The organism is Bacteroidetes bacterium endosymbiont of Geopemphigus sp., from assembly GCF_002904345.1.
GTDB lineage: Bacteria > Bacteroidota > Bacteroidia > Flavobacteriales > Blattabacteriaceae > GSPS2-BC2016.
Map to the genome: position 1 here is coordinate 1 of NZ_PEIH01000004.1, position 19,216 is coordinate 19,216.

The 19,216-nt window shown below is 38.0% G+C and carries 18 protein-coding genes and 3 pseudogenes; 11 read left to right on the top strand and 10 right to left on the bottom strand.

The window, feature by feature from the left end; genetic code table 11:
- Positions 1-33: 33 nt before the first annotated feature.
- The 8 genes from CS842_RS00360 to rpsU form a co-directional block, all read right to left on the bottom strand.
- Positions 34-1,632 (bottom strand): DUF349 domain-containing protein, encoded by a 1,599-nt coding sequence (locus tag CS842_RS00360; RefSeq protein ID WP_103326674.1) that lies wholly within the window; start codon positions 1,630-1,632, stop codon positions 34-36.
- Positions 1,633-1,710: 78 nt separating this feature from the next.
- Complete coding sequence (locus CS842_RS00365; protein WP_103326676.1) at positions 1,711-2,457, bottom strand: shikimate dehydrogenase family protein; 747 nt, start codon at positions 2,455-2,457, stop codon at positions 1,711-1,713.
- Between the two features lie 14 nt (positions 2,458-2,471).
- Positions 2,472-2,615, bottom strand: a complete 144-nt coding sequence (locus CS842_RS07305) for a peptide-methionine (R)-S-oxide reductase (protein ID WP_265614255.1) — start codon at positions 2,613-2,615, stop codon at positions 2,472-2,474.
- Complete coding sequence (locus CS842_RS07310; RefSeq protein ID WP_265614254.1) at positions 2,548-2,859, bottom strand: peptide-methionine (R)-S-oxide reductase; 312 nt, start codon at positions 2,857-2,859, stop codon at positions 2,548-2,550. Before CS842_RS07310 ends, CS842_RS07305 begins: the two co-directional genes overlap by 68 nt.
- On the bottom strand, positions 2,856-3,686 hold the full coding sequence (locus tag CS842_RS00375) for a Cof-type HAD-IIB family hydrolase (protein ID WP_146037409.1): 831 nt from the start codon (positions 3,684-3,686) through the stop codon (positions 2,856-2,858). The genes CS842_RS07310 and CS842_RS00375 overlap by 4 nt, the downstream gene beginning before the upstream one ends.
- Before the next feature lie 34 nt (positions 3,687-3,720).
- The gene (gene hpf / locus CS842_RS00380) at positions 3,721-4,020 is read right to left on the bottom strand and encodes a ribosome hibernation-promoting factor, HPF/YfiA family (protein WP_103327004.1); all 300 of its coding nucleotides are present in this window, start codon (positions 4,018-4,020) and stop codon (positions 3,721-3,723) included.
- 7 nt (positions 4,021-4,027) lie between these two features.
- Positions 4,028-4,918, bottom strand: a complete 891-nt coding sequence (locus CS842_RS00385; protein ID WP_103326681.1) for a tyrosine-type recombinase/integrase — start codon at positions 4,916-4,918, stop codon at positions 4,028-4,030.
- Between the two features lie 68 nt (positions 4,919-4,986).
- Entirely contained in the window at positions 4,987-5,181 is a 195-nt protein-coding gene (rpsU, locus tag CS842_RS00390) for a 30S ribosomal protein S21 (protein ID WP_103326683.1), read from the bottom strand.
- 192 nt (positions 5,182-5,373) lie between these two features.
- Here rpsU and CS842_RS07315 point away from each other — a divergent pair.
- The 5 genes and pseudogenes from CS842_RS07315 to CS842_RS00415 all read left to right on the top strand — a co-directional run.
- Positions 5,374-5,436: pseudogene (locus CS842_RS07315) on the top strand (hypothetical protein); the annotation flags it as partial.
- Positions 5,437-5,546: 110 nt separating this feature from the next.
- Positions 5,547-5,627 (top strand): annotated as a pseudogene (locus CS842_RS07320) (hypothetical protein); the annotation flags it as partial.
- A gap of 299 nt (positions 5,628-5,926) precedes the next feature.
- Positions 5,927-7,588 carry an amino acid permease gene (locus CS842_RS00400; RefSeq protein ID WP_103326684.1) on the top strand — a complete coding sequence of 554 codons (1,662 nt, stop codon included), beginning with the start codon at positions 5,927-5,929 and terminating at the stop codon, positions 7,586-7,588.
- Positions 7,589-7,631: 43 nt separating this feature from the next.
- Complete coding sequence (locus tag CS842_RS00405; RefSeq protein WP_103326686.1) at positions 7,632-8,111, top strand: nitroreductase family protein; 480 nt, start codon at positions 7,632-7,634, stop codon at positions 8,109-8,111.
- 257 nt (positions 8,112-8,368) lie between these two features.
- A complete protein-coding gene (locus CS842_RS00415; RefSeq protein WP_103326690.1) occupies positions 8,369-10,891 on the top strand; it encodes a YfhO family protein in 2,523 nt (840 codons plus the stop codon).
- A 40-nt stretch (positions 10,892-10,931) separates the two neighbouring features.
- Here the strand turns inward: CS842_RS00415 and CS842_RS00420 are convergent, their stop codons facing one another.
- A complete protein-coding gene (locus CS842_RS00420; protein ID WP_103326692.1) occupies positions 10,932-11,120 on the bottom strand; it encodes a hypothetical protein in 189 nt (62 codons plus the stop codon).
- A gap of 796 nt (positions 11,121-11,916) precedes the next feature.
- On the opposite strand from CS842_RS00420, the gene CS842_RS00425 reads away from it, so the two are divergent.
- The 4 genes from CS842_RS00425 to CS842_RS00440 all read left to right on the top strand — a co-directional run bounded on the left by CS842_RS00425 (position 11,917) and on the right by CS842_RS00440 (position 15,681).
- A complete protein-coding gene (locus CS842_RS00425) occupies positions 11,917-12,264 on the top strand; it encodes a 4Fe-4S binding protein (RefSeq protein ID WP_103326694.1) in 348 nt (115 codons plus the stop codon).
- Between the two features lie 9 nt (positions 12,265-12,273).
- Entirely contained in the window at positions 12,274-13,353 is a 1,080-nt protein-coding gene (locus CS842_RS00430) for a fatty acid desaturase (RefSeq protein ID WP_103326696.1), read from the top strand.
- A gap of 160 nt (positions 13,354-13,513) precedes the next feature.
- Positions 13,514-14,182, top strand: a complete 669-nt coding sequence (gene ung / locus CS842_RS00435; protein ID WP_103326698.1) for a uracil-DNA glycosylase — start codon at positions 13,514-13,516, stop codon at positions 14,180-14,182.
- Between the two features lie 125 nt (positions 14,183-14,307).
- Complete coding sequence (locus tag CS842_RS00440; RefSeq protein WP_103326700.1) at positions 14,308-15,681, top strand: dicarboxylate/amino acid:cation symporter; 1,374 nt, start codon at positions 14,308-14,310, stop codon at positions 15,679-15,681.
- 165 nt (positions 15,682-15,846) lie between these two features.
- Here the strand turns inward: CS842_RS00440 and CS842_RS08125 are convergent.
- Positions 15,847-16,562 (bottom strand): annotated as a pseudogene (locus CS842_RS08125) (hypothetical protein).
- A 292-nt stretch (positions 16,563-16,854) separates the two neighbouring features.
- Here CS842_RS08125 and argH point away from each other — a divergent pair.
- A complete protein-coding gene (gene argH / locus CS842_RS00450; protein ID WP_103326702.1) occupies positions 16,855-18,192 on the top strand; it encodes an argininosuccinate lyase in 1,338 nt (445 codons plus the stop codon).
- A gap of 72 nt (positions 18,193-18,264) precedes the next feature.
- On the top strand, positions 18,265-19,216 hold a 952-nt coding region (locus tag CS842_RS00455), incomplete at its 3' end, for an amidohydrolase family protein (protein WP_103326704.1).

The window sequence follows — 19,216 nt, forward strand, 5'->3', positions numbered from 1 at the left end:
TACATTTTTAGAGTAACTTTTCCCCTTACAAACTTAATGGGATACTACCGTTTTTGAATTCTTAAGCGTTTTATATTTTTCTTTCCAACTCTTTAAAAGCGCTCTTTCTTCTTCTACTTTTTCATGAGCCATTTTTACCAATGGATTTTCCTTATCAGCATGTGCAAAAAATTGAATGTTATTCTCGAGCTGCAAGATATTTTCTTGTATATCTGAAATTCGTTTGATAGTTTTGAATTTTTCATCCTCGCCATTTATATGATGATTTCTCTCTTTAGAGCTGTAATGCATTTCTGAGCGTGTTTTATAGCGTTCAAAAAAATGATTGCAAGCCTCCTGGAAATCTTTCCATAGTCCGACGGCATGTTTTATAGGTACCGCTCCTATTTGTTTCCATTGGATCTGCATTTTTTTCAAAAGATCACCGGTTTCTTTCCATTGACTGCTTTCCTGAAGAACTTTAGCTTGCTCAAGGAGTTTTTTCTTTTTTTTCAGGTTTTCTCTTTGTACTTCCTTGAATTGTTTATAGAACTGATTTTTTTCGTGATAAAAATTTCTCAGAATGTTTTTAAAGCGCTTCCATAGCGTTTCCTTTTCTTCTTGTGGAACTTTCCCTATAGACATAAAATCTTTTTCCAGAGCGCTAATCTTTTCAGTGAGTTTTTGCCACTGTTTGTGATGATCAGGGAGTGATTCGGTCAGATTTTCTATCTTTTTAATGATTTCTTTCTTTTGCAGAAGATTCTCCTGCTGCTCTTGAATGATTTCCTGATCGAGAATTTTTTTTCGCTCGAGAATTTTTCCACCTAAAAATTCTAGCTTTTCCTTTGTGCTTTTTTCATGAGTTTCCCCTACAGGCGTCGCTTCTTCTCTCCAAAGCCTTTGGAGGTAATGAAGCTCATTGAGAGCCTTAGCTATTTTAGGTTCGTTAATAAGCTCTTCCAATCGGGAAAGAATAATGTTGCGCTGCTCAAGATTATGTGTATACCCGATCTCCTTAAGCTCTTTATTGAGCTCGAGATAACGGTAAAAATTTTCAAGATGGTAGCGGTAATTCTCAAAAGTTTCCTCTATGTTTATAGCGGGTATCTTCCCGGTATCGCTCCAACGTTTTTTAAGGGCACTAAATCTTTTAAAAGCCTCATCAGCACTCATGGGCGTTGGATTGATATAAAGATTTTTCAGGGCCTCTATAATTTCCAGACGACTCTTAAGGTTCAGTTCTTGTTCTCTCTGTAAAGCTTCCTGTCGAGCTTTACGTTTGTCTGTATAGATTTTATAAATCTCGTTAAAGGTCTTTTCTAAAGGATCCGAGTAGTGAAAATCAACCTCTTCTCCACCTTCTGCGAGGAAAATTTCTAGTTTCTTCTTGCGACGCTCCTGTATTTTCTCGTAAAATTTTCTACGAACAGAGGCTACGATGTTTTGTATTTCAGCTGTGAGTTCTTCTTTGAGTAGTTTTTGAAATTTTTCTAAAAGCTTTTCTGCCGATAGCGTATCATAGCCTTGAGGTATTTTTTGTGTGATTTCCTCCTGAGTTTTATAAGAAAGATTATCAACGAAGATTTTATTTTCATCAGGCAGCAATTTTTCTCTTTCTTGAGAAGCTTCGGGGTGAGTTTCTTCAGACATAACAGCAGGATTCAAGGGGGATTTACTACAAAGCTATGAAATAGACGCAATTTTCCAATTTTCCTCAGAACATTTTGCTCACTCTCGGGCGTTCCATATTTCCCATGCGCGTTCTGCTTGTAAATGAAGCATCTGCAGGCCGTTTTGAGTCAAGGCGCCTTGGGATTTTCCTATTTTTAAAAATAAGCTCTCTAAAGGGTTATAAACTAAATCATACAAATAATGCTGCGTGCCAAGGTACTGATAAGGCAACAAAGGGCATTGATCAGTATATGGATAAGTACCCAAGGGGGTACAGTTGATAATGATCTGATATTTTTCTAAAATCGATTTATCGAGGGAACTATAAGAAAGATGAACTTTTTTTTCATCTCTGGAGACCGGCTGAAAGGGGATCCCCATTTTTTTTAACACAAACCCTACTGCTTTTGCCGCTCCACCTCTTCCGAGCACCAGAGCTTGTTTGTGTTTGGGCAGCAGGTATTTTGTAAAGGATTTTTCAAAACCGTATATATCGGTGTTATAACCGATGCGCTCATCACCTCTTATTTTGATGGTGTTAACCGCCCCAATTTCTCTCGCCTGAGCTTTCAGTTCTGTTAAATAAGGAACGATGTCCTCTTTATAAGGAATAGTTACGTTTAACCCTGAGAGGTCAGGGTATCTGGCGAGTAGCGGAATGAAATTTTCAATATCGGGCAGATCAAACAATTCATAGCGTGCCTTGAGTATTTTTTCATTGTGGAATTTTTCTGTGAAATATTTCTTTGAAAATGAATAAGATATATTCTTTCCTATAAGCCCGAAGAGTCGATCCTTTAACATGAATATTCTAATTTTTACGAGGGATATTTCTCAAAATCCAGTGAGAGAGAATTTACGCAATACCTCAATCTGCTAGCCGTAGGTTCATAATCAAGTAGATGTCCCAGATGGATTCCGTCGATGCCGTGGGAGTGGTCCGATTGCTTGATGATTTTCACTCCGGGGATCTCCTCGATCAAAGCTGGGCCATCCGAAGCCGGAATCGGATTTACTTGAAGAATCAAAAAGTTCCGATCCGAAAGCCTTGCATTTGTAAGAGCTTTTTTCAAAAAAAAGATTATAACGTCCGATTCCCAGTGCTTCGTTCCTTTTTCCCGCAATATATGACAAGAATCCGCCGGCAAAAACCCGCGCCATTTCTCTTGACTTTTTTCTACCGGATATTTGTTTTTTTGATTTCATACTTCATTAAGTATGTATTTGTTCAGCGCATGTGCCAGACCGTCCTCTCGATTGCTAAGGGTAAGAATTTTAGCAGCTTTTTTAACATGTTCCGGTGCGTTATCCATCGCTACGCTTACACCTGCCCAGCGCAACATTTCAATATCATTATCACTATCCCCTACGGTCATAATATGTTCCCTTAAAAAAGGATATTGTTCAGGATTAGCCTTCAGTAGGTATTCTATTCCTCTTTTCTTTGATACCTCTGGTGAGATTACTTCCAGAAAATTCAATTGCGACCTTTGAATATTCAGGCGTCCTTCGAATTTTTTTATAAGCAACTCATAGCTTTCCAATAATTGTTTTTCATTATTTGAGAGCAAACCAATCTTATTGGGACCATTATGGGAACCCGGCCAGTTTTTAAGGATGTCCTCGAAAGGCATTACTTCAATAGAAAAACCTATCACCTTAACTTCTCTTTTGATAACTGGAGTGATCTCCTGGGTGATCCATCGATCTTTCGAATAGTAAGTAGCCGAAAGGTGTAAGGGTTCCAGAGCTTCTTTCATTTCAATCACCAGATCTAGAGGAATTTTCTCTTCCTTAAGGACATGTTTGTTTTTTAAATCGACGATATAAGCGCCATTCATACAAACAGCCGGTGTGTCAAGATCCAGGATTTTATAATATTCTTGAGCATCCCTTCCAGATCGTCCTGTAGCAAGAAACACAGGGATACCTTTTTCTCTTACTTTTTTTATAGCTTTTTGATTTTGATGAGAAATTGTGTGATTAGACTTTAAAAGGGTACCATCAATGTCAGTAAATACAGCTTGTATCATAAAGTTTGTATAACAAATATTAAAAAAGCAAAGTTTAACGGGCACTGTCTTTTTCTTTTTTTCGAATGATCAATTTTTTAAGGGTATCTATTGAAAGATCTATGCATTCCTTAAAGCATTTTCCTTGTTTGCTCACCACTAGATCATCCCCAGGTACTGAGAGTCGAACCTCTACAATTTTATTCTCCCTTAAACTTATATTGCCAAGCTTTAAATACACATCCGCAGCTATAATTTTATCATAATAATGGCTGAGTTTCGAGAGTTTTTTGTGAATATAACTTTCTAAATTATCGTGTTCTTCAATACCGGGTGTTTGAATCTGAATTTTCATAAGAATTTTATTTTTGAGCATCCCTTGGATGCGTTTTTTTATAAATTTCCTTTAAGCGTCTCATACTGCTATGAGTATAGATCTGAGTGGCAGCCAAAGAACTGTGTCCAAGCAATTCTTTGATAGAATTTAAGTCGGCTCCGTGATCTAATAAATGCGTGGCAAAAGTGTGTCTGAGCATATGGGGACTTTTCTTAGTTTTTAAACTTACCAACGCGAGATATTTGTGAACAATATTATAGATGTATTTAGGATAGGTCTTTTGGCCTTTTTCAGTAATAAATAAAGCACATTCACCTTCTTTGACATAAGCAGCCCTGAGGGGGATATAGTGGTTTATCTCATGTGCCAATGATTCGCGTATAGGAATTTTTCTTTCCTTTTTTCGTTTGCCCATCACAAGTAAAATTTGTGCATATATATCGATATTTTTTAAGCGAAGCTCTATAAGTTCGCCCCGGCGCATGCCAGTATAATAGAGCATTTTCAAGATTAACTGATCTCTGTGTCCTAAAAAGTCGGAAGAGAAGAGTTCATGAGAAAAAAGTCGATCTATTTCGTTAATTGAGAATGCCACTTGTGCCTCTTTTTTCTCTTTCAGGGAAGAAATCTCATGCAAAGGATTTATGGTAATTCTTTGAATTTTTTGTAAGAAAAAATAATAAGACCTTAAGCTGGCAAGCTTTCGATTAATGGAGCGATGGCTTAAATTCTTACGGGAAAGGTCAATTAAAAAAGAGCGTACATCATATTTATTGACCTTTTCGATTTTTTTTACCTTGTCCGAACCTTGCAAATAGAATTGAAAAGATTCTAAATCGTTCTTATAAGCTAGAAGCGTGTGCCGTGAATATCTCTTTTCATAAGAGAGATAATCCAAAAACTTGCTTAAGGACATAAAGAAGACATATAGACAAATGTATAAATTTTGAGCTATAAAGCCTATTTCGTAAGTAAGTTGTATAATTAATCTTCCTCCCTAGAAGTAAGGTGCTGTTTGTAGGTAGCCTTTAAAATTTCTTCCCGTCTTTTTATAGAAGGTTTGATATAATATTGTATTTTTCTAAAATTTTTGATGAGACGGGTTTGATCGCATTTTCTTTTATAGCGCTTAAGTGCCCTTTCGATGGATTCTCCTTCCTTTATATTAACGATTAGCATGATATAGATAAACCTTGATTAGAAAACTTTATTAAGTAAACCCTGCGAATTTACATATATTTTCTACTTTAGAATAATATCTTGTATATGAATACAGAAAAAATCAGCACAAAGATCTTTCGCAGTTTTTGCCGGAGGCTGATTTTGATGTATGGAAGCTGTTTTTCAAAGGCTTAAAGGTTTCTATGTGAGGTGATTCCCATTTATTTCGGCGGTCACGCCGATCCTCTTTATGAAGAAGCGTGCGCAGGAAACACCAGACATGCCGAGATAATCGGCATACATTTTGACCCTGAGGAAATTTCTTACAAAAGAAAGAGGTCTTTTGGTTTGCTCATGATCGTACCACGCTTAACAGACAAGGGAATGATGTGGATACGCAATACCGCTCGGCGATTTTTAAACCGATGAGCGATAAAAAAACAAGAAACCTTCGGATTCTATGAATCACTCCGAGCAAAAGTATCAGAGGGTCGCTTACACCACTGAAATATTAGCTTTAAAGGATTTTTATCCGGCCGGGAGCTACCAAAAATTATTACAACAAAAATTCAAATTAAACGTATTACAGCCTTTAAATCGGTCCGAAAATAAAAAAAATTAAAAACGTTTCAGCCTTTGGATGAAAGACTTGGAACAAAAGAGTTAAATAAAATAAAATAATTTTTCAATAATTTTATGCACTTACGTATATTTTTTTTTATTTGCCTTTATATTTGCCTTTTTAAAATAAACCAGCCACGTAATGAAGAATTTATTTAGAAAAAAAACAATCGATCACATAAATCAAGATATCTCTGACCGAGATAAGGACAGTGGCGGCCTACACAAAACTTTGGGTGTTAAAGACTTAACTTTTATGGGCATAGGCGCTCTTATCGGTGCCGGTATTTTTAGCACCATAGGGCAGGCTGTGTATAGCGGAGGTCCCGGAGTAATATTTCTTTTTATAATTTCTGCGACTACTTGTGGACTTACCGCTTTATGTTATGCGGAATTTGCCTCGCGTTTTCCCGTATCGGGCAGCGCTTACACCTACTCTTACATTGCTTTTGGAGAGTTAGCCGCCTGGATCATCGGTTGGGCTTTGATTTTAGAATACGCTATCGGAAATATTGTCGTATCCATCTCCTGGAGCGGCTATTTTGACAATCTCCTGCAAGGACTCGGAATAGTGTTGCCTCGCTGGATGGTTATCGATTATCATACGGCTTTTCAACTGCACAAGAGCGCTTTGGAGGTTGGAAAGCCTACCGCGGAATTGGCCTGGAGCATGGCTCCGGAGATTTTCAATACAAAAATTTTTTTCAACTTTCCGGCTTTTTTTGTGGTAATATTCGTAGGGTGGCTGACCTATATCGGAATACGTGAGAGCAAACGAATGAACAATGCCATGGTTTATGTTAAGCTGGCTGTTTTGCTTTTGATCATCGGCGTAGGTTTTTTCCATATAGATAATCATAACTACGTGCCTTTTTTCCCCAATGGCTTTTCAGGGGCACTTAAGGGGATATCCGCTGTCTTTTTCGCTTATATAGGCTTTGACGCGATTTCCACTACCGCTGAAGAGTGCAAAAATCCCCAGCGCGATATGCCCAGAAGTATGGGATACGCTTTGCTCATTACTACTCTTATTTATGTTGCGGTAACCATCGTGGTGACCGGTATGGTCGATTATAAGGAATTTAAGGGAGTTACGGATCCTTTAGCTTTTATATTCAATCGCATTGACTTGAATTTTATTTCACGCGTGGTAGCTTTTAGCGCTATTGTGGCTTCTTTAAGCGTGTTATTGGTTTTTCAAATTGCTCAACCTCGTATATGGCTAACCATGTCCAGAGATGGTTTACTACCTAAGCAATTTTCCAATATCCATCCTAAATATAAAACGCCTTCATTTGCAACTGTATTATCAGGTGCGCTCGTGGCGATTCCAGCCTTGTTCGTTGAACCCTCGTTGATGGTACACTTAATCAGCATAGGAACGCTTTTCGCGTTTTTGCTGGTATGCGCCGGCATAATGTTTATGCCGAGAGATCCAAACGGTAAGGGCTTTCGTATTCCTTATATCAACGGTCGCTGGATCATGCCTATAATTTTTGCTCTCTTTGCTTATTTTTTTAGAGATTCTTTTATAAAAGCGCTCTCCTTTGACATTCATAAACTGCAAGATGCCCTTTATCTGATATTTATTCTATTTTTCGTCTGGTTCACTTTTTTGACTTTTACCAGAAGCTATTCTTTGATTCCCGTTATGGGGGCCATAGCTTGTTTATATCTAATGATAGAAATTCCTTCTTCAGGATGGATCGCTTTTTTCATATGGATGATCTTAGGCCTGGTAGTTTATTTCGCTTTCGGTCGTTTTAACAGTAATTTGCGCAAGAAGGCATCACAAGTTTTGTAAAAATATCAAATTTTAGCATTATTTTTTATATATTAAATATAATATGGATATTATACAATCATTAGAATGGTGTTATGACGTAACAAAATTTTTCCATTGGAAAAAAATATTTCAGATAGAATTAGAGGGAATTATAAACGCTATAAATTTAAGCACCGCCTCTTATGGCATGCAGCCTTGTAAGATAGTGGTTATCTCAGATTCGAAGCTTCGCGAGAAAGCCTTTGACCAAACTCAGATTACGGAATCTTCCCATTTGATCCTTTCCCGAGAGGGAAAATTGGGCGACCCAATAAAGCTATATCACCTTAGATACATTATTAACTTATTGCAAGTTACAAAAAAAAGACGTCTTCCTTATGGGAAGATTTTTAAAGAAGCCTTTGATAGGATATTAAATCTCTCCACTCAAAATATTCGGTGCGCCGTACTGGCAGCTCTGAACTATAGCGCTTTAGATGATCCTTTTCAAAAGATACAAAAAGTACGTAAGCTTTTATCCGAGATAGTAGTTCATATGTAAGGGTTCGAAAAAAATGAAATGTTTATAAAATAATAAGACTCGATGTCTTTTTTTAAGTTTGTTTTTATTGGTTTTGGCCTCCTCTTATTTCTTAGGATTTCTAGAGTTATCCGTTGTATGCTTTCCTTTGAAAAAAGAGAAGAACCTAAAACGTTTAAAGAAGGAGAGATAGTTATATATAAGACTAAATCCAGCAAAAAGAATCCAAAGATAGAAGCGGAAACTGTAGATTTCGAGGAGATTAAAGAGGGTAAATAATGCGGCGTGGATTCAGAGCTTTTTCTTGCGCTCTGGTCATAGCTTTTCTATTTGCCCTTATCTCTTGCTTATGTTTTTACCCTTTATTCCTGGGAAAAGGCATTTATCAACCCGATTGGGTAAATGATTTAGGCGGTTTTCAGGAAATCGCTCACTACAGAGCACAAACTGCTAAAGAGTCCTATTGGACAAACGCGATCTTTGGCGGAATGCCTACTTACCAATATGGCGCTCAGTATCCTCATTACTGGATTTCTCAGCTAAGCGACGCTCTTTTATTTTTGCCTCATCCCGTAGGACGTCTTTTCTTGCTTTTTGCAGGCTTTTTTTTATTGATTTATCTGCTTAAGAAAGACAATAAAGCCGCTATGGCGGGGGCTTTCTTTTTTGCGTTTTCCTCTTATTATTTTCAGATCATCGCCGCCGGACACAACGCCAAAATTTTGGCTATTGCCTATATTCCACCTGTTGTGGCTGGAATTTTACTCCTTTATCGCGGAAAATACCTCTGGGGATTTCTCTTAACCACTCTTTTTATGGGACTTGAGCTGGCCGCTAATCATCCGCAGATGACCTATTACATGGGCCTTATGCTCATTCCTTATGGGCTTATAGAATTGGTAAAAAGCTTAAAAGATGGTTTTTTTAGAAGATTTTTAAAAAGCACTTTATTGGCTTTATTCGCGGGAGTGTTGGCTCTGGGGATGAACGCGCAACGCTACTTGAGTACTTATGAGTACACCACTTATTCTACACGAGGAGAAACCACTCAAAATAAAGGGCTTGATAGCGAATACATTACCCAATGGAGCTACGGCCTTTTTGAAACTCTTAATCTTTTTGTTCCTCATCTTATGGGCGGGGGTAGTCCTGAGGATTTACCTAAGCCTTATCTAAAAAAAGCTCTTGCTCGGTATAGTGATTCTCAAAAAGAGCAAAAGCTCTATGGTCAATTAGAGGATTTACCACTTTATTGGGGCGATCAACCCTATACCGAAGGTCCCGCTTATGAGGGGGCGGTAGTGATTTTTCTATTTATCTTGGGAATTTTCGTTGTTAAAAATCGTTTGAAATGGTGGATCTTAAGCGTTACTCTTTTGGGTATTTTGCTTTCCTGGGGAAAACATTTCATGCTGCTGAGCTCATGGTTTATAAAATACTTTCCCTTTTATGCAAAATTCAGGGCGGTCTCTTCTGTACTTATCATTCCTGAATTTGCCACGCCTTTGTTGGCCGTTTTGGGACTTTGCGTTTTTTTACATCCGGAAAAAATACCTGATCGAGAAAAAAAACGCGTTTTGTTTACTACATCTATTTCCTTAACGATCCTTCTTTTAGGTTTAAATTTCCTAGGACCTCATTTTTTAAGTTTCAGCTCGCCACTTGAGCAAGGATTGCCCAAGTATTTTTCAGAGCTTTTTCGAGAGAACGGATATGTATTTCATCAAATAAAATTCGAGAAACTTATGAATGCTCTCAAATGGGACAGGATATCGATTTTTAGAGCCGATATTTACCGCAGTTTATTTTTCGTAGCTTTAAGTTTTACGATCTTGTATGCTTTTCTTTCTAAAAGATGCTCACCTTTTTTCGTTTGGTTCTTGCTCACGTTAATTTCCACTTTGGATCTTTCGATGGTCAATTATCATTACTTAAATGAAGATCGCTTTCTGGATAAAACTCTTATAGAAAATCCTTTTCCTATAGAAATAAGTCCCAGACTTAAACAAGAAGCCAGTCAAAATCCATGGGCCGCACAAATGGCAAATCGCGTTTTGCTTAATAAAAAGCTTTTCGATTTGCGAAGACAAGATAAGGATACTTATCGGGTGATGAATCTGGTTTTAAATCCTTTTTCCGAAACGCATACTTCCTATTTTCATCATTCCATTGGAGGTTATCATGCCGCCAAACCGCGGGCTTATCAGGAACTTATCGAACGTTATCTCTTAAATATGAACCAGCAAGTACTCAATATGCTCAATACGCGTTACTTTATCATCGAGCGAAACGGTATCGAGGTGATAACTAATACTCAGGCCAATGGAAATGCCTGGTTTGTCAATAGCTATGAATATAAGAAGAATAGAGATCAGAAGCTTATGAGTTTAGATGAGATCAATACGAGGGAAGTAGCCTTAGTAGATCAGAGTTTTCAAAGATATCTAGAAGATTTTAAAATCATTCCTGATAAAAATAATTCTATAACATTGACTTCTTACTCACCTGATGAGCTTATTTATCACTCATTAACTAAAAGTCCTCAATTGGCGGTTTTTTCTGAGATATATTATCCAAAAGGATGGAAGGCTTTCATCGACGGAAAAGAAGCGGACTATATTCGTGCCAATTATCTGTTAAGGGCTCTGCGCATTCCCTCGGGAGTACATGAAATACGTTTTATTTTCAGTCCTGAGATAGTAGTGATAGGAGGTCGTGTTTCTTTAATTTCTCATGCAATTTTTTTACTCTGTATACTCGGAATTTTATACAAGAGATATGCCGAAAAAAAAGATCTTTAGAGCAAATAATACGACCGAAGACGCACTGTAAGTTATCTTTTTAATTTTCAAGATGCCTCTCAATTTCCTTCGGATGATCATAATATTCGTAAAATACCACGGATAAAAGACTAAATAGAAGCTTTATTTTCTTTAAATAAGAAAAAACCATTTTCTTTATAGTTGATTTTTTCAGATGGTAAATGCTTTTATAATAGGGATAATTGGCAGCATGTTTGGGATTTTCCATGACGCTTTTATGCGCTTTTAGCTCTGAGAATAAGATCTTGATCGGGTAATTTTTAGTAAAAAAGCTTACTTACATTCCGACATCCCCTGCCGAAATACCGCAATATATCATTTCTAAGACGATAGAACTCCTCTTGTGATTCGTCTTCCTTGCAGCAGAGCTTCCGATGTACGACTTTTTCGAATTAAAGTAGGGTAATTCTTAAAATGATAATCGAAATATTTTTCCGTATGATCCATTTGCCTGTAACGATGAGCGCGTTGAACTTTTCGAGTTGTTTTGTAAACTGCACGCGCTTTTATGAATCAGGTTTCAGAGTAAATAATATTTTACTTAATACATTCATCAAGCCCGTGTCTTGGGAAAAATTTTAACCAAAAAATAATGACCTGATAATAAAACACAAAAAAAATCGTGAAATCCTACCAATGGAAGATTTCCTTCGGTGACAAGGGCTATGGTTTTTAGGCGATTTCACCGGAAATTTATAACGGCTTAACCACTTTTGAATCTCTTTTTTTTGCAGAACCCTTCCCAATTGCTCCGGGGTAAAAAATATGCTTTTAGGAGTAAACCATGTATTATGCCAGTATGAATTTTATGTTAAGTCTCTCAGCTTATCAACTCCCTTTTGGTCTTGAAAACTTTTTATATATTAATGATTTTGAATCTCTTTGAGATTTCTTAAAAGATGACCTAATGTGATAAAAGCTTCTTTATGGGAGAAAAACATATCAATCTAATGAAATTACCTTTAAATTTGTGAGTAAATTAACTTTTGGAAAGTATCGTACAAATGGCGATAAAAATTACTGACGAATGCATTAACTGTGGGGCTTGCGAGCCTGAATGTCCGAATAACGCTATTTATGAAGGCGCCTCTGAATGGCGATTTTCAGACGGCACGAACTTGAAAGGATTAATTACTTCAAAATCAGGTTTAACTGTAGAGGCACGCGCCGCTCAGGTGCCTGAGCAGGATGATATTTATTTTATCGTAGCAGACAAATGTACTGAATGTGTTGGTTTTCATGAGGAACCTCAATGCGCTTCTGTCTGTCCGGTAGATTGCTGTGTGCCTGATGAAGAGCACGTAGAGAGTCAGGAGGAACTGCTGCAGAAAAAAAACTTTTTACATGCTTGAGATACTGATATGAAATATCAACCTTTAGCTTCTTCCGCAGAGGCGTCCCTTTCGGGGAAAGAATACTATTCTGATCTTAAGCAAGAGCTTAAAAACTGGAAAGAATGGGTAAAACCCTATGCCTTTCCCAACAGAGGCAAAGCGATTTTTCAAATTTTAAATACTTTTCTGCCTTTCATCGCGATTTTTTCGTTGATGTATTTTACCTACCATCATTCACTACTGCTTACTTTGGCTTTGGCTTTGGTGAATAGTTTGCTCATGGTTCGGATTTTTATCATACAACATGATTGTGGACATCAATCTTTTTTAGGCTCTCGCAGAGATAACAATACTATGGGGTTCATTTGTAGTCTGTTTACTTTTATACCCTTTAAGTACTGGGCGCGTACGCACAATCATCATCATGCGCACAACGCGCAACTTGATTCGAGAAATATTGGAGACATTACCATATTGACCGTTCGTGAATACGAAGCTTTAAGCCTTTGGGGGAAATGGCGTTACAGGATCTATCGATCTTTGCCGGTGATGTTTTTTATAGGTCCGATTTATTACATTTTTGTACACAATCGCTTACCGCTGATTAAGATCAAAGGTTGGGAGAAAGAAAAAAGAGCCTTGATGTGGTGTAATGTATCACTTGTGCTTTTTTATGTGTTTTTAGGCGTGCTGATAGGTTATAAAAAACTTTTAATCATTTACTTGCCTATTATTATCACTTTTGCCATCGTAGCTATTTGGGTTTTTTACATTCAGCACCAGCACGATCCGAATTATAAGGAATGGAAGCCGGACTGGGATTTTCTTACAGCTGCCATCAAAGGCAGTTCTTATTACAAGCTTTCCAAGCTGGGTCACTGGTTTACAGGAAATATAGGCTATCATCATATTCATCATTTGGCTCCGAAAGTGCCCTTTTATCATCTCCCGAAATGCCATCATCATCATCCTATTTTTGATAAGTATGTAACTACCCTGAGTTTTTGGAACAGCTTTAAATGCGCCTTTCATAAACTCTGGGACGAAGAAGCTCATCGTATGATTACTTTTAGGGATTATTACCGCGACCGGAGGGGTATGGCCTGAGTTGTTTAACTGTGTTTGCGTTTTAAATAATAAGCCGCTTTCTTATCTACTCTTAGCGCAGGCTTATATTTTAAAACGAACGCTTATTTATTATGTCTCTTAACATACATTTATTATATGTTAATTTCCTTATATTTATCCGCCTAATGAAGTTAGGGATATGGTAGAGGTAAGGATGGCCAACGACTGGAAAGTTCAGCTGTCGGATGAGTTTAAAGCGCCTTATTTTTTAAAGCTTAAGGATTTTGTCCGCCGGGAATACCAACAGAACAGTTGCTACCCCAAAGGCAAGGAAATATTCTCCTGTTTTGATCATTGTTCTTTTGAGCAAACAAAAGTGGTCATCCTCGGACAAGACCCTTATCATGGGTTCAATCAGGCCAACGGACTTTGTTTTTCGGTACATAAAGGGATTCCTTTTCCGCCTTCTTTGCGCAATATATTTAAAGAAATTCAGGATGATCTGGGTAAACCTCTTCCTTCAGACGGAGACCTAAGTCGCTGGGCTCACCAGGGCGTTCTTTTATTGAACTCTACCCTTACGGTTCGCTCTACCCAGAGCGGATCGCATCAAAATAAAGGCTGGGAGACCTTTACCGATAGAGTAGTTGGGAAACTCTCGGAAGAAAAAAAAGATCTGGTCTTTCTTCTTTGGGGCGCTTATGCCCAAAAAAAAGGCAGTTTGATAGATCGTAGTTCTCATCTTGTGCTCTCTGCGGCGCATCCTTCTCCTTTTTCCGCACCTAACGGTTTTTTCGGATGCCGACATTTTAGTAAAACGAACGCTTTTTTAGCAGAAAAATATATTTCATTAATAGACTGGAAATGAATGCTTTTTATTAATCAAATCCATTTTTTATCTTCTTTTTTGTCCGTTTTATATGATATTTTTTTTAAGCTTAATATTTTTTTGCATATTTATGCCGCGCATTTTAAAAAATTAATGAATTATTAATGAGAAAGAATCAATGGTTGTTTTTAGGACTGATCAGTACGCTACTTTACGCCGTTCTTCATCTTTTGAAGAATTGGCTAGGCATCAGATCGAATATGCTCTCAGTTTCCAGATGGACGGTACTACTTATTTTTATCATCTATGCCCTGAGAAATAAGAATCTTACCACTTGGATTCTTCTCTCTATGGTCATCGGCGTGGAAGTAGGCGTAGACTTCCCTAAATTGGGCGTGGAATTAAGATTTCTTTCCAGGATATTTTTAAGGCTTATCAGTAGTATTATCGCTCCGATTTTGTTTTCCACCTTAGTTGTGGGAATAGCCGGTCATGCCGATATTCGTCAACTCGGGCGAATGGGTTGGAAATCTCTTCTTTATTTTGAAGTGGTCACTGCTATAGCTTTGGTCATCGGGCTCGTGGCGATTAATATTTCGAAAGCAGGTGTAGGGATTATTGCTCCTGCGAAAATGCCTGATGCTCTACCTAAGGTAGAGTCTAAAAACTGGCAAGAGATTATTTTACATGTCTTTCCTGAAAATTTTGTCAAATCCATCTACCATGGGGATACGCTTCCGGTGGTGGTTTTTTCCATTTTTTTTGGTATCTCCTTAGCGATGCTCAATAAGGAAAAGCGTCAGCCTATGATTAATTTTACCGAGAGCCTCGCGGCTACTATGTTTAAACTTACTCATCTGATCATGTATTTCGCGCCCATAGGAGTGTTCTCAGCTATCGCCTATACGGTAGGACATATGGGTCTGGAGGTCTTGTACAATCTTTTTCAGCTTCTGATGACTTTATATGTGGCTCTGTTTGCTTTTTTGCTTCTGGTATTACTTCCCATATTGCTTTACATCAAAGTACCTATAAAAGCTTTTATCAAAGCTCTTTCTGAGCCGGTATCTTTAGCTTTCGCCACTACCACCTCAGAAGCGGCCTTGCCTATTGTTATGGAAAATTTTGAAAAATTAGGAGTTCCTCGTAAGATTATCGCTTTTGTCGTCCCTACCGGTTATAGCTTCAATCTGGACGGCTCTACCTTGTATCTTTCTTTGGCCTCGGTTTTTGTAGCTCAGGCCGCGGGTATTGAGCTTAGCTTTTCTCACCAGTTTTTTATAGGCTTGACGCTTATTCTCACCAGTAAAGGCATTGCAGGCGTCCCGCGCGCCTCGATGGTGATTCTACTTGGAACGGCTGCTTCCTTTGGCTTGCCTACCTGGCCTATACTCGCTATTATCGGCATTGATGAGTTGATGGACATGGCGCGTACCACTGTGAATGTTATCGGAAATGCCCTGGCAAGCTGTGTCATAGCTCGATGGGAAGGAGAATTCGACGATCAAAAAGCCCTGGAGTATATGAAAAATGGTTGATCCGGTATAGTTATAATAACAAAAGTCCCGATATTTTCAGGACTTTTGTATTCTGCTTCATTTAAATGAAACTTAAATCAATTCAATTCAATGCCATGAATTTTAGATCATTCAAGCATTTCCTTATCCCATAGTGAGGCTTGCACTTTCCCCATATGCGTTTTTCTAAGAAAATAACATGCAAACGCGCGATTGACCTATGCCGCCGCCTAATGTTAAAGGCAGTTCCTTTTTAAGGATCATCTGATGAAAATTACGCTCCGCGTACGCCGCTGTTTCCAGCTTTTTCCAGTTGTTTTTCAAGGTTTTTTTCATCTAACCAGCGGCGCATAAGCACGAGATACCATAGTATGGTATCGCTGTTAAGTCTCCAGTTGTCGTAATCCGGGGCGCGTGTCTATTATGTTTACGGTCTGACTTTAACTCATCTCCGATTTTCACAATAAAAACCGCTCCGCATTCTCTGGCGATGCGATCTTCTCTTTTCTTTGAACTGTGAGATCCGGATAAGTGTCTTCTGGCTCCTGAGTATCGATAAAGTGTATTTGCTCGAGCAACCACACCCTTCCGAGTTGAGGATACTTTAAGAGTATAAAGCATTCGATCTCTTTTAGCGGAAGAGATGATCATTTTCCAGTTCCACTGATCCACATAAATCGAATGTAAATTCGAGAGTACTTCGCCTTTTCTGATTGGCGCGTTCATCATAGTATAGATCCCTTTCGAAATACAAACGAAGGAGCAGAAACCTTAGCAAGGTTCAAGGTTTTCGACAGATTTTTTTCGAAATTTTCCTTAAGTTCTTGAATAGCTCTTTCCGTTTTCTTTAGGGAAAAATGTTGTTTGTAATTTTTAGGTATGATAAAACTGCTTTTTAACATGGGTTTTTAGTTTTTGTATTTTAAGAAAAGATGAAGATATTAATTTTATTTTTAATTATTTAATTAAAATTGCTTAATTAAATGAACTTACAGAGGCTTAGAGGTTTTTAACCTATTGAAATTCAGAGTTCAAAAAGTATATCTGTTCATATTATTAATTTAATAAAATAGTGTATTATAGTGTATTGTTGAATTCTCCTCTTGAGTTGATCGTTCTATTATCAAGATCAATTAGTATAAGAAATGATTTTTTGAGCTATTTTTGCGCAAGTCAAATATTATAGAACTAACGGTGAAACTTTGGGAAAAAAATTTTGAGATCAGCGAAGAAATTGAAAAATTTACCGTTGGAAACGATCGTGAACTGGATTTACTTTTAGCCCCTTACGATGTTATAGGCACCCTGGCGCATATCCGTATGCTTAAGAGCATAGATTTATTGCAAGCGGGCGAGCTGGAAATATTGACCAAAGAACTTAAAAAAATCTATCGCGAAATTGCCGAGGGCAATTTTCATATTAAGGATTCCGTGGAAGATGTACACTCGCAAATAGAGATTCTTCTAACAAATCGCTTGGGAGAGGTGGGTAAAAAAATACATAGCGGTCGCTCACGTAATGATCAGGTATTGCTTGATTTAAAGCTTTTCGTACGGCAAGAAATCCAGCAGCTTGTAAGTTATGCTCATTCGCTTTTCGATACTTTGATAAAACTTAGCGAACGTTATAAAGAAGTTCTTATTCCTGGTTATACTCACTATCAAATAGCCATGCCCTCATCTTTTGGGCTTTGGTTTGGTGCTTACGCCGAAAGTCTTACAGATGATTTGCTAGTATTACAAGCTACTTATCGCGTGGTTAATAAAAATCCTTTGGGATCGGCTGCGGGCTACGGCTCATCTTTTCCTTTGAACCGCCGCATGACCACAGATTTACTTGGCTTTGAAGATCTAAACTATAATGTTATCTATGCCCAGATGGGCCGTGGCAAGAGTGAGCGATTAGTGGCGAGCGCCTTGGCTTCGATAGCCGCTACTCTAGCTAAGCTTTCTCAGGATATATGCTTGTATACAAGTCAAAATTTTGGTTTTATCGCTTTTCCTGATCATCTCACCACGGGATCGAGTATTATGCCTCACAAGAAAAATCCTGATGTTTTTGAGCTCATCCGCGCGCGATGCAATCAGATCAATGCCTTACCTAATGAAATCATTATGATCACTACAAATTTACCTTCAGGGTATCATCGTGATATGCAGCTGATCAAGGAGCGTTTTTTACCCATTTTTGATGAGCTTAAAGACACTCTTCTTATTACGCGATATATGCTTGAGCATATTATCATCAATAAGGAGGTGATAAATGATAATAAATACCATTATATTTTTAGCGTGGAATCAGTTAATAAATACGTACAAGAAGGTATGCCTTTTCGCGAGGCTTATAAAAAGGTAGGCAGAGACATTCAAGAAAATTCTTTTAAGCCTCTGAAAAAAATAGCGCACACCCATGAGGGTAGTATGGGGAATTTATGCAATGATAAAATTCAGGAAGTTATGAAAAATATAATCGACTCTTTTCATTTTGAAAAAGCTAATAAAGCCGAGCGTCGATTGCTGAAAGAGCAATGAAAACTAAATTACTTTTAATTCCATCTTACCGATGGAATTTTTTTTGAATCATTGAAAAAAATTGTTGAATACATGAATCTTAAAGAGCAATTATTAAAACAAATCAAAGAAAAGGGGGGATGGATAAACGCTCATGCCCATTTGGACAGGGCATATACTCTTACACAAGATAATTTTAAATACTCCTATTCCTATCTTAAGGAAAAATGGTACCTCGTAGATGAGATGAAAAAACTCGCTAGCTCAGAGGATATCTATGCCCGAATGGTGCGGGCTGTTGAATATTTTATCGAGCAGGGCGCTCAGGCCATAGGGAGCTTTATCGACGCGGATGAAATTATTGAGGATCGCGCTCTAAAGGCGGCGCATAAACTTCGTGAGACTTATAAAAAAGATATACAGATTCGTTTTGCCAATCAGGTGTTAAAAGGAGTTTTAGAACCTAAAGCTCGCTATTGGTTTGATCGATCTTTGGAATTTGTGGATATCATCGGCGGTTTGCCGGCGAGAGATTTGAATCATGAGAAAGAGCATTTAGACGTATTGCTTCAAACAGCTAAAGACTATAATAAGCTCGTGCATGTACACGTAGATCAATTCAATACCGATGAAGAGCGAGAAACCGAGTTATTAGCCCAGAAGACCATTGAACATGACATGCATGGAAGAGTAAGCGCCGTGCATAGCATTTCCTTGGCGGCGCATCCCAAAAAATACAGGAAAAGCATCTATTCGCTTATGAAAAAGGCTGATCTTAGGGTAATTTGTTGTCCTACAGCCTGGATAGATCATTTACGCAATGAGCGCTTAGCTCCCAGTCATAATTCTATCGCGCCTGTAGATGAATTAGTTCCTGCCGGTATTATCCTGGCTCTGGGCACAGATAATATCTCGGATATCTATAAGCCCTTTTCTGACGGCGATCTATGGACAGAACTTCGGGTGCTGCTTGAGTCTTGCCATTATTATGATATGGAGCAGCTGGCGAAGATTGCTACCGATAACGGTCTGAAGGTCTTAGGAA

What these genes read in the sequence shown, in the direction of transcription:
- CS842_RS00385 (WP_103326681.1), bottom strand. Translation starts at nt 4,918, where the DNA reads ATGTCCTTAAGCAAGTTTTTGGATTATCTCTCTTATGAAAAGAGATAT.
- hpf (WP_103327004.1), bottom strand. Translation starts at nt 4,020, where the DNA reads ATGAAAATTCAGATTCAAACACCCGGTATTGAAGAACACGATAATTTA.
- ung (WP_103326698.1), top strand. Translation starts at nt 13,514, where the DNA reads ATGGTAGAGGTAAGGATGGCCAACGACTGGAAAGTTCAGCTGTCGGAT.
- rpsU (WP_103326683.1), bottom strand. Translation starts at nt 5,181, where the DNA reads ATGCTAATCGTTAATATAAAGGAAGGAGAATCCATCGAAAGGGCACTT.
- CS842_RS00365 (WP_103326676.1), bottom strand. Translation starts at nt 2,457, where the DNA reads ATGTTAAAGGATCGACTCTTCGGGCTTATAGGAAAGAATATATCTTAT.
- CS842_RS00400 (WP_103326684.1), top strand. Translation starts at nt 5,927, where the DNA reads ATGAAGAATTTATTTAGAAAAAAAACAATCGATCACATAAATCAAGAT.
- CS842_RS00415 (WP_103326690.1), top strand. Translation starts at nt 8,369, where the DNA reads ATGCGGCGTGGATTCAGAGCTTTTTCTTGCGCTCTGGTCATAGCTTTT.
- CS842_RS07310 (WP_265614254.1), bottom strand. Translation starts at nt 2,859, where the DNA reads ATGAAATCAAAAAAACAAATATCCGGTAGAAAAAAGTCAAGAGAAATG.
- CS842_RS00425 (WP_103326694.1), top strand. Translation starts at nt 11,917, where the DNA reads ATGGCGATAAAAATTACTGACGAATGCATTAACTGTGGGGCTTGCGAG.
- CS842_RS00440 (WP_103326700.1), top strand. Translation starts at nt 14,308, where the DNA reads ATGAGAAAGAATCAATGGTTGTTTTTAGGACTGATCAGTACGCTACTT.
- CS842_RS00430 (WP_103326696.1), top strand. Translation starts at nt 12,274, where the DNA reads ATGAAATATCAACCTTTAGCTTCTTCCGCAGAGGCGTCCCTTTCGGGG.
- CS842_RS00360 (WP_103326674.1), bottom strand. Translation starts at nt 1,632, where the DNA reads ATGTCTGAAGAAACTCACCCCGAAGCTTCTCAAGAAAGAGAAAAATTG.
- CS842_RS00420 (WP_103326692.1), bottom strand. Translation starts at nt 11,120, where the DNA reads ATGGAAAATCCCAAACATGCTGCCAATTATCCCTATTATAAAAGCATT.
- CS842_RS00405 (WP_103326686.1), top strand. Translation starts at nt 7,632, where the DNA reads ATGGATATTATACAATCATTAGAATGGTGTTATGACGTAACAAAATTT.
- CS842_RS00375 (WP_146037409.1), bottom strand. Translation starts at nt 3,686, where the DNA reads ATGATACAAGCTGTATTTACTGACATTGATGGTACCCTTTTAAAGTCT.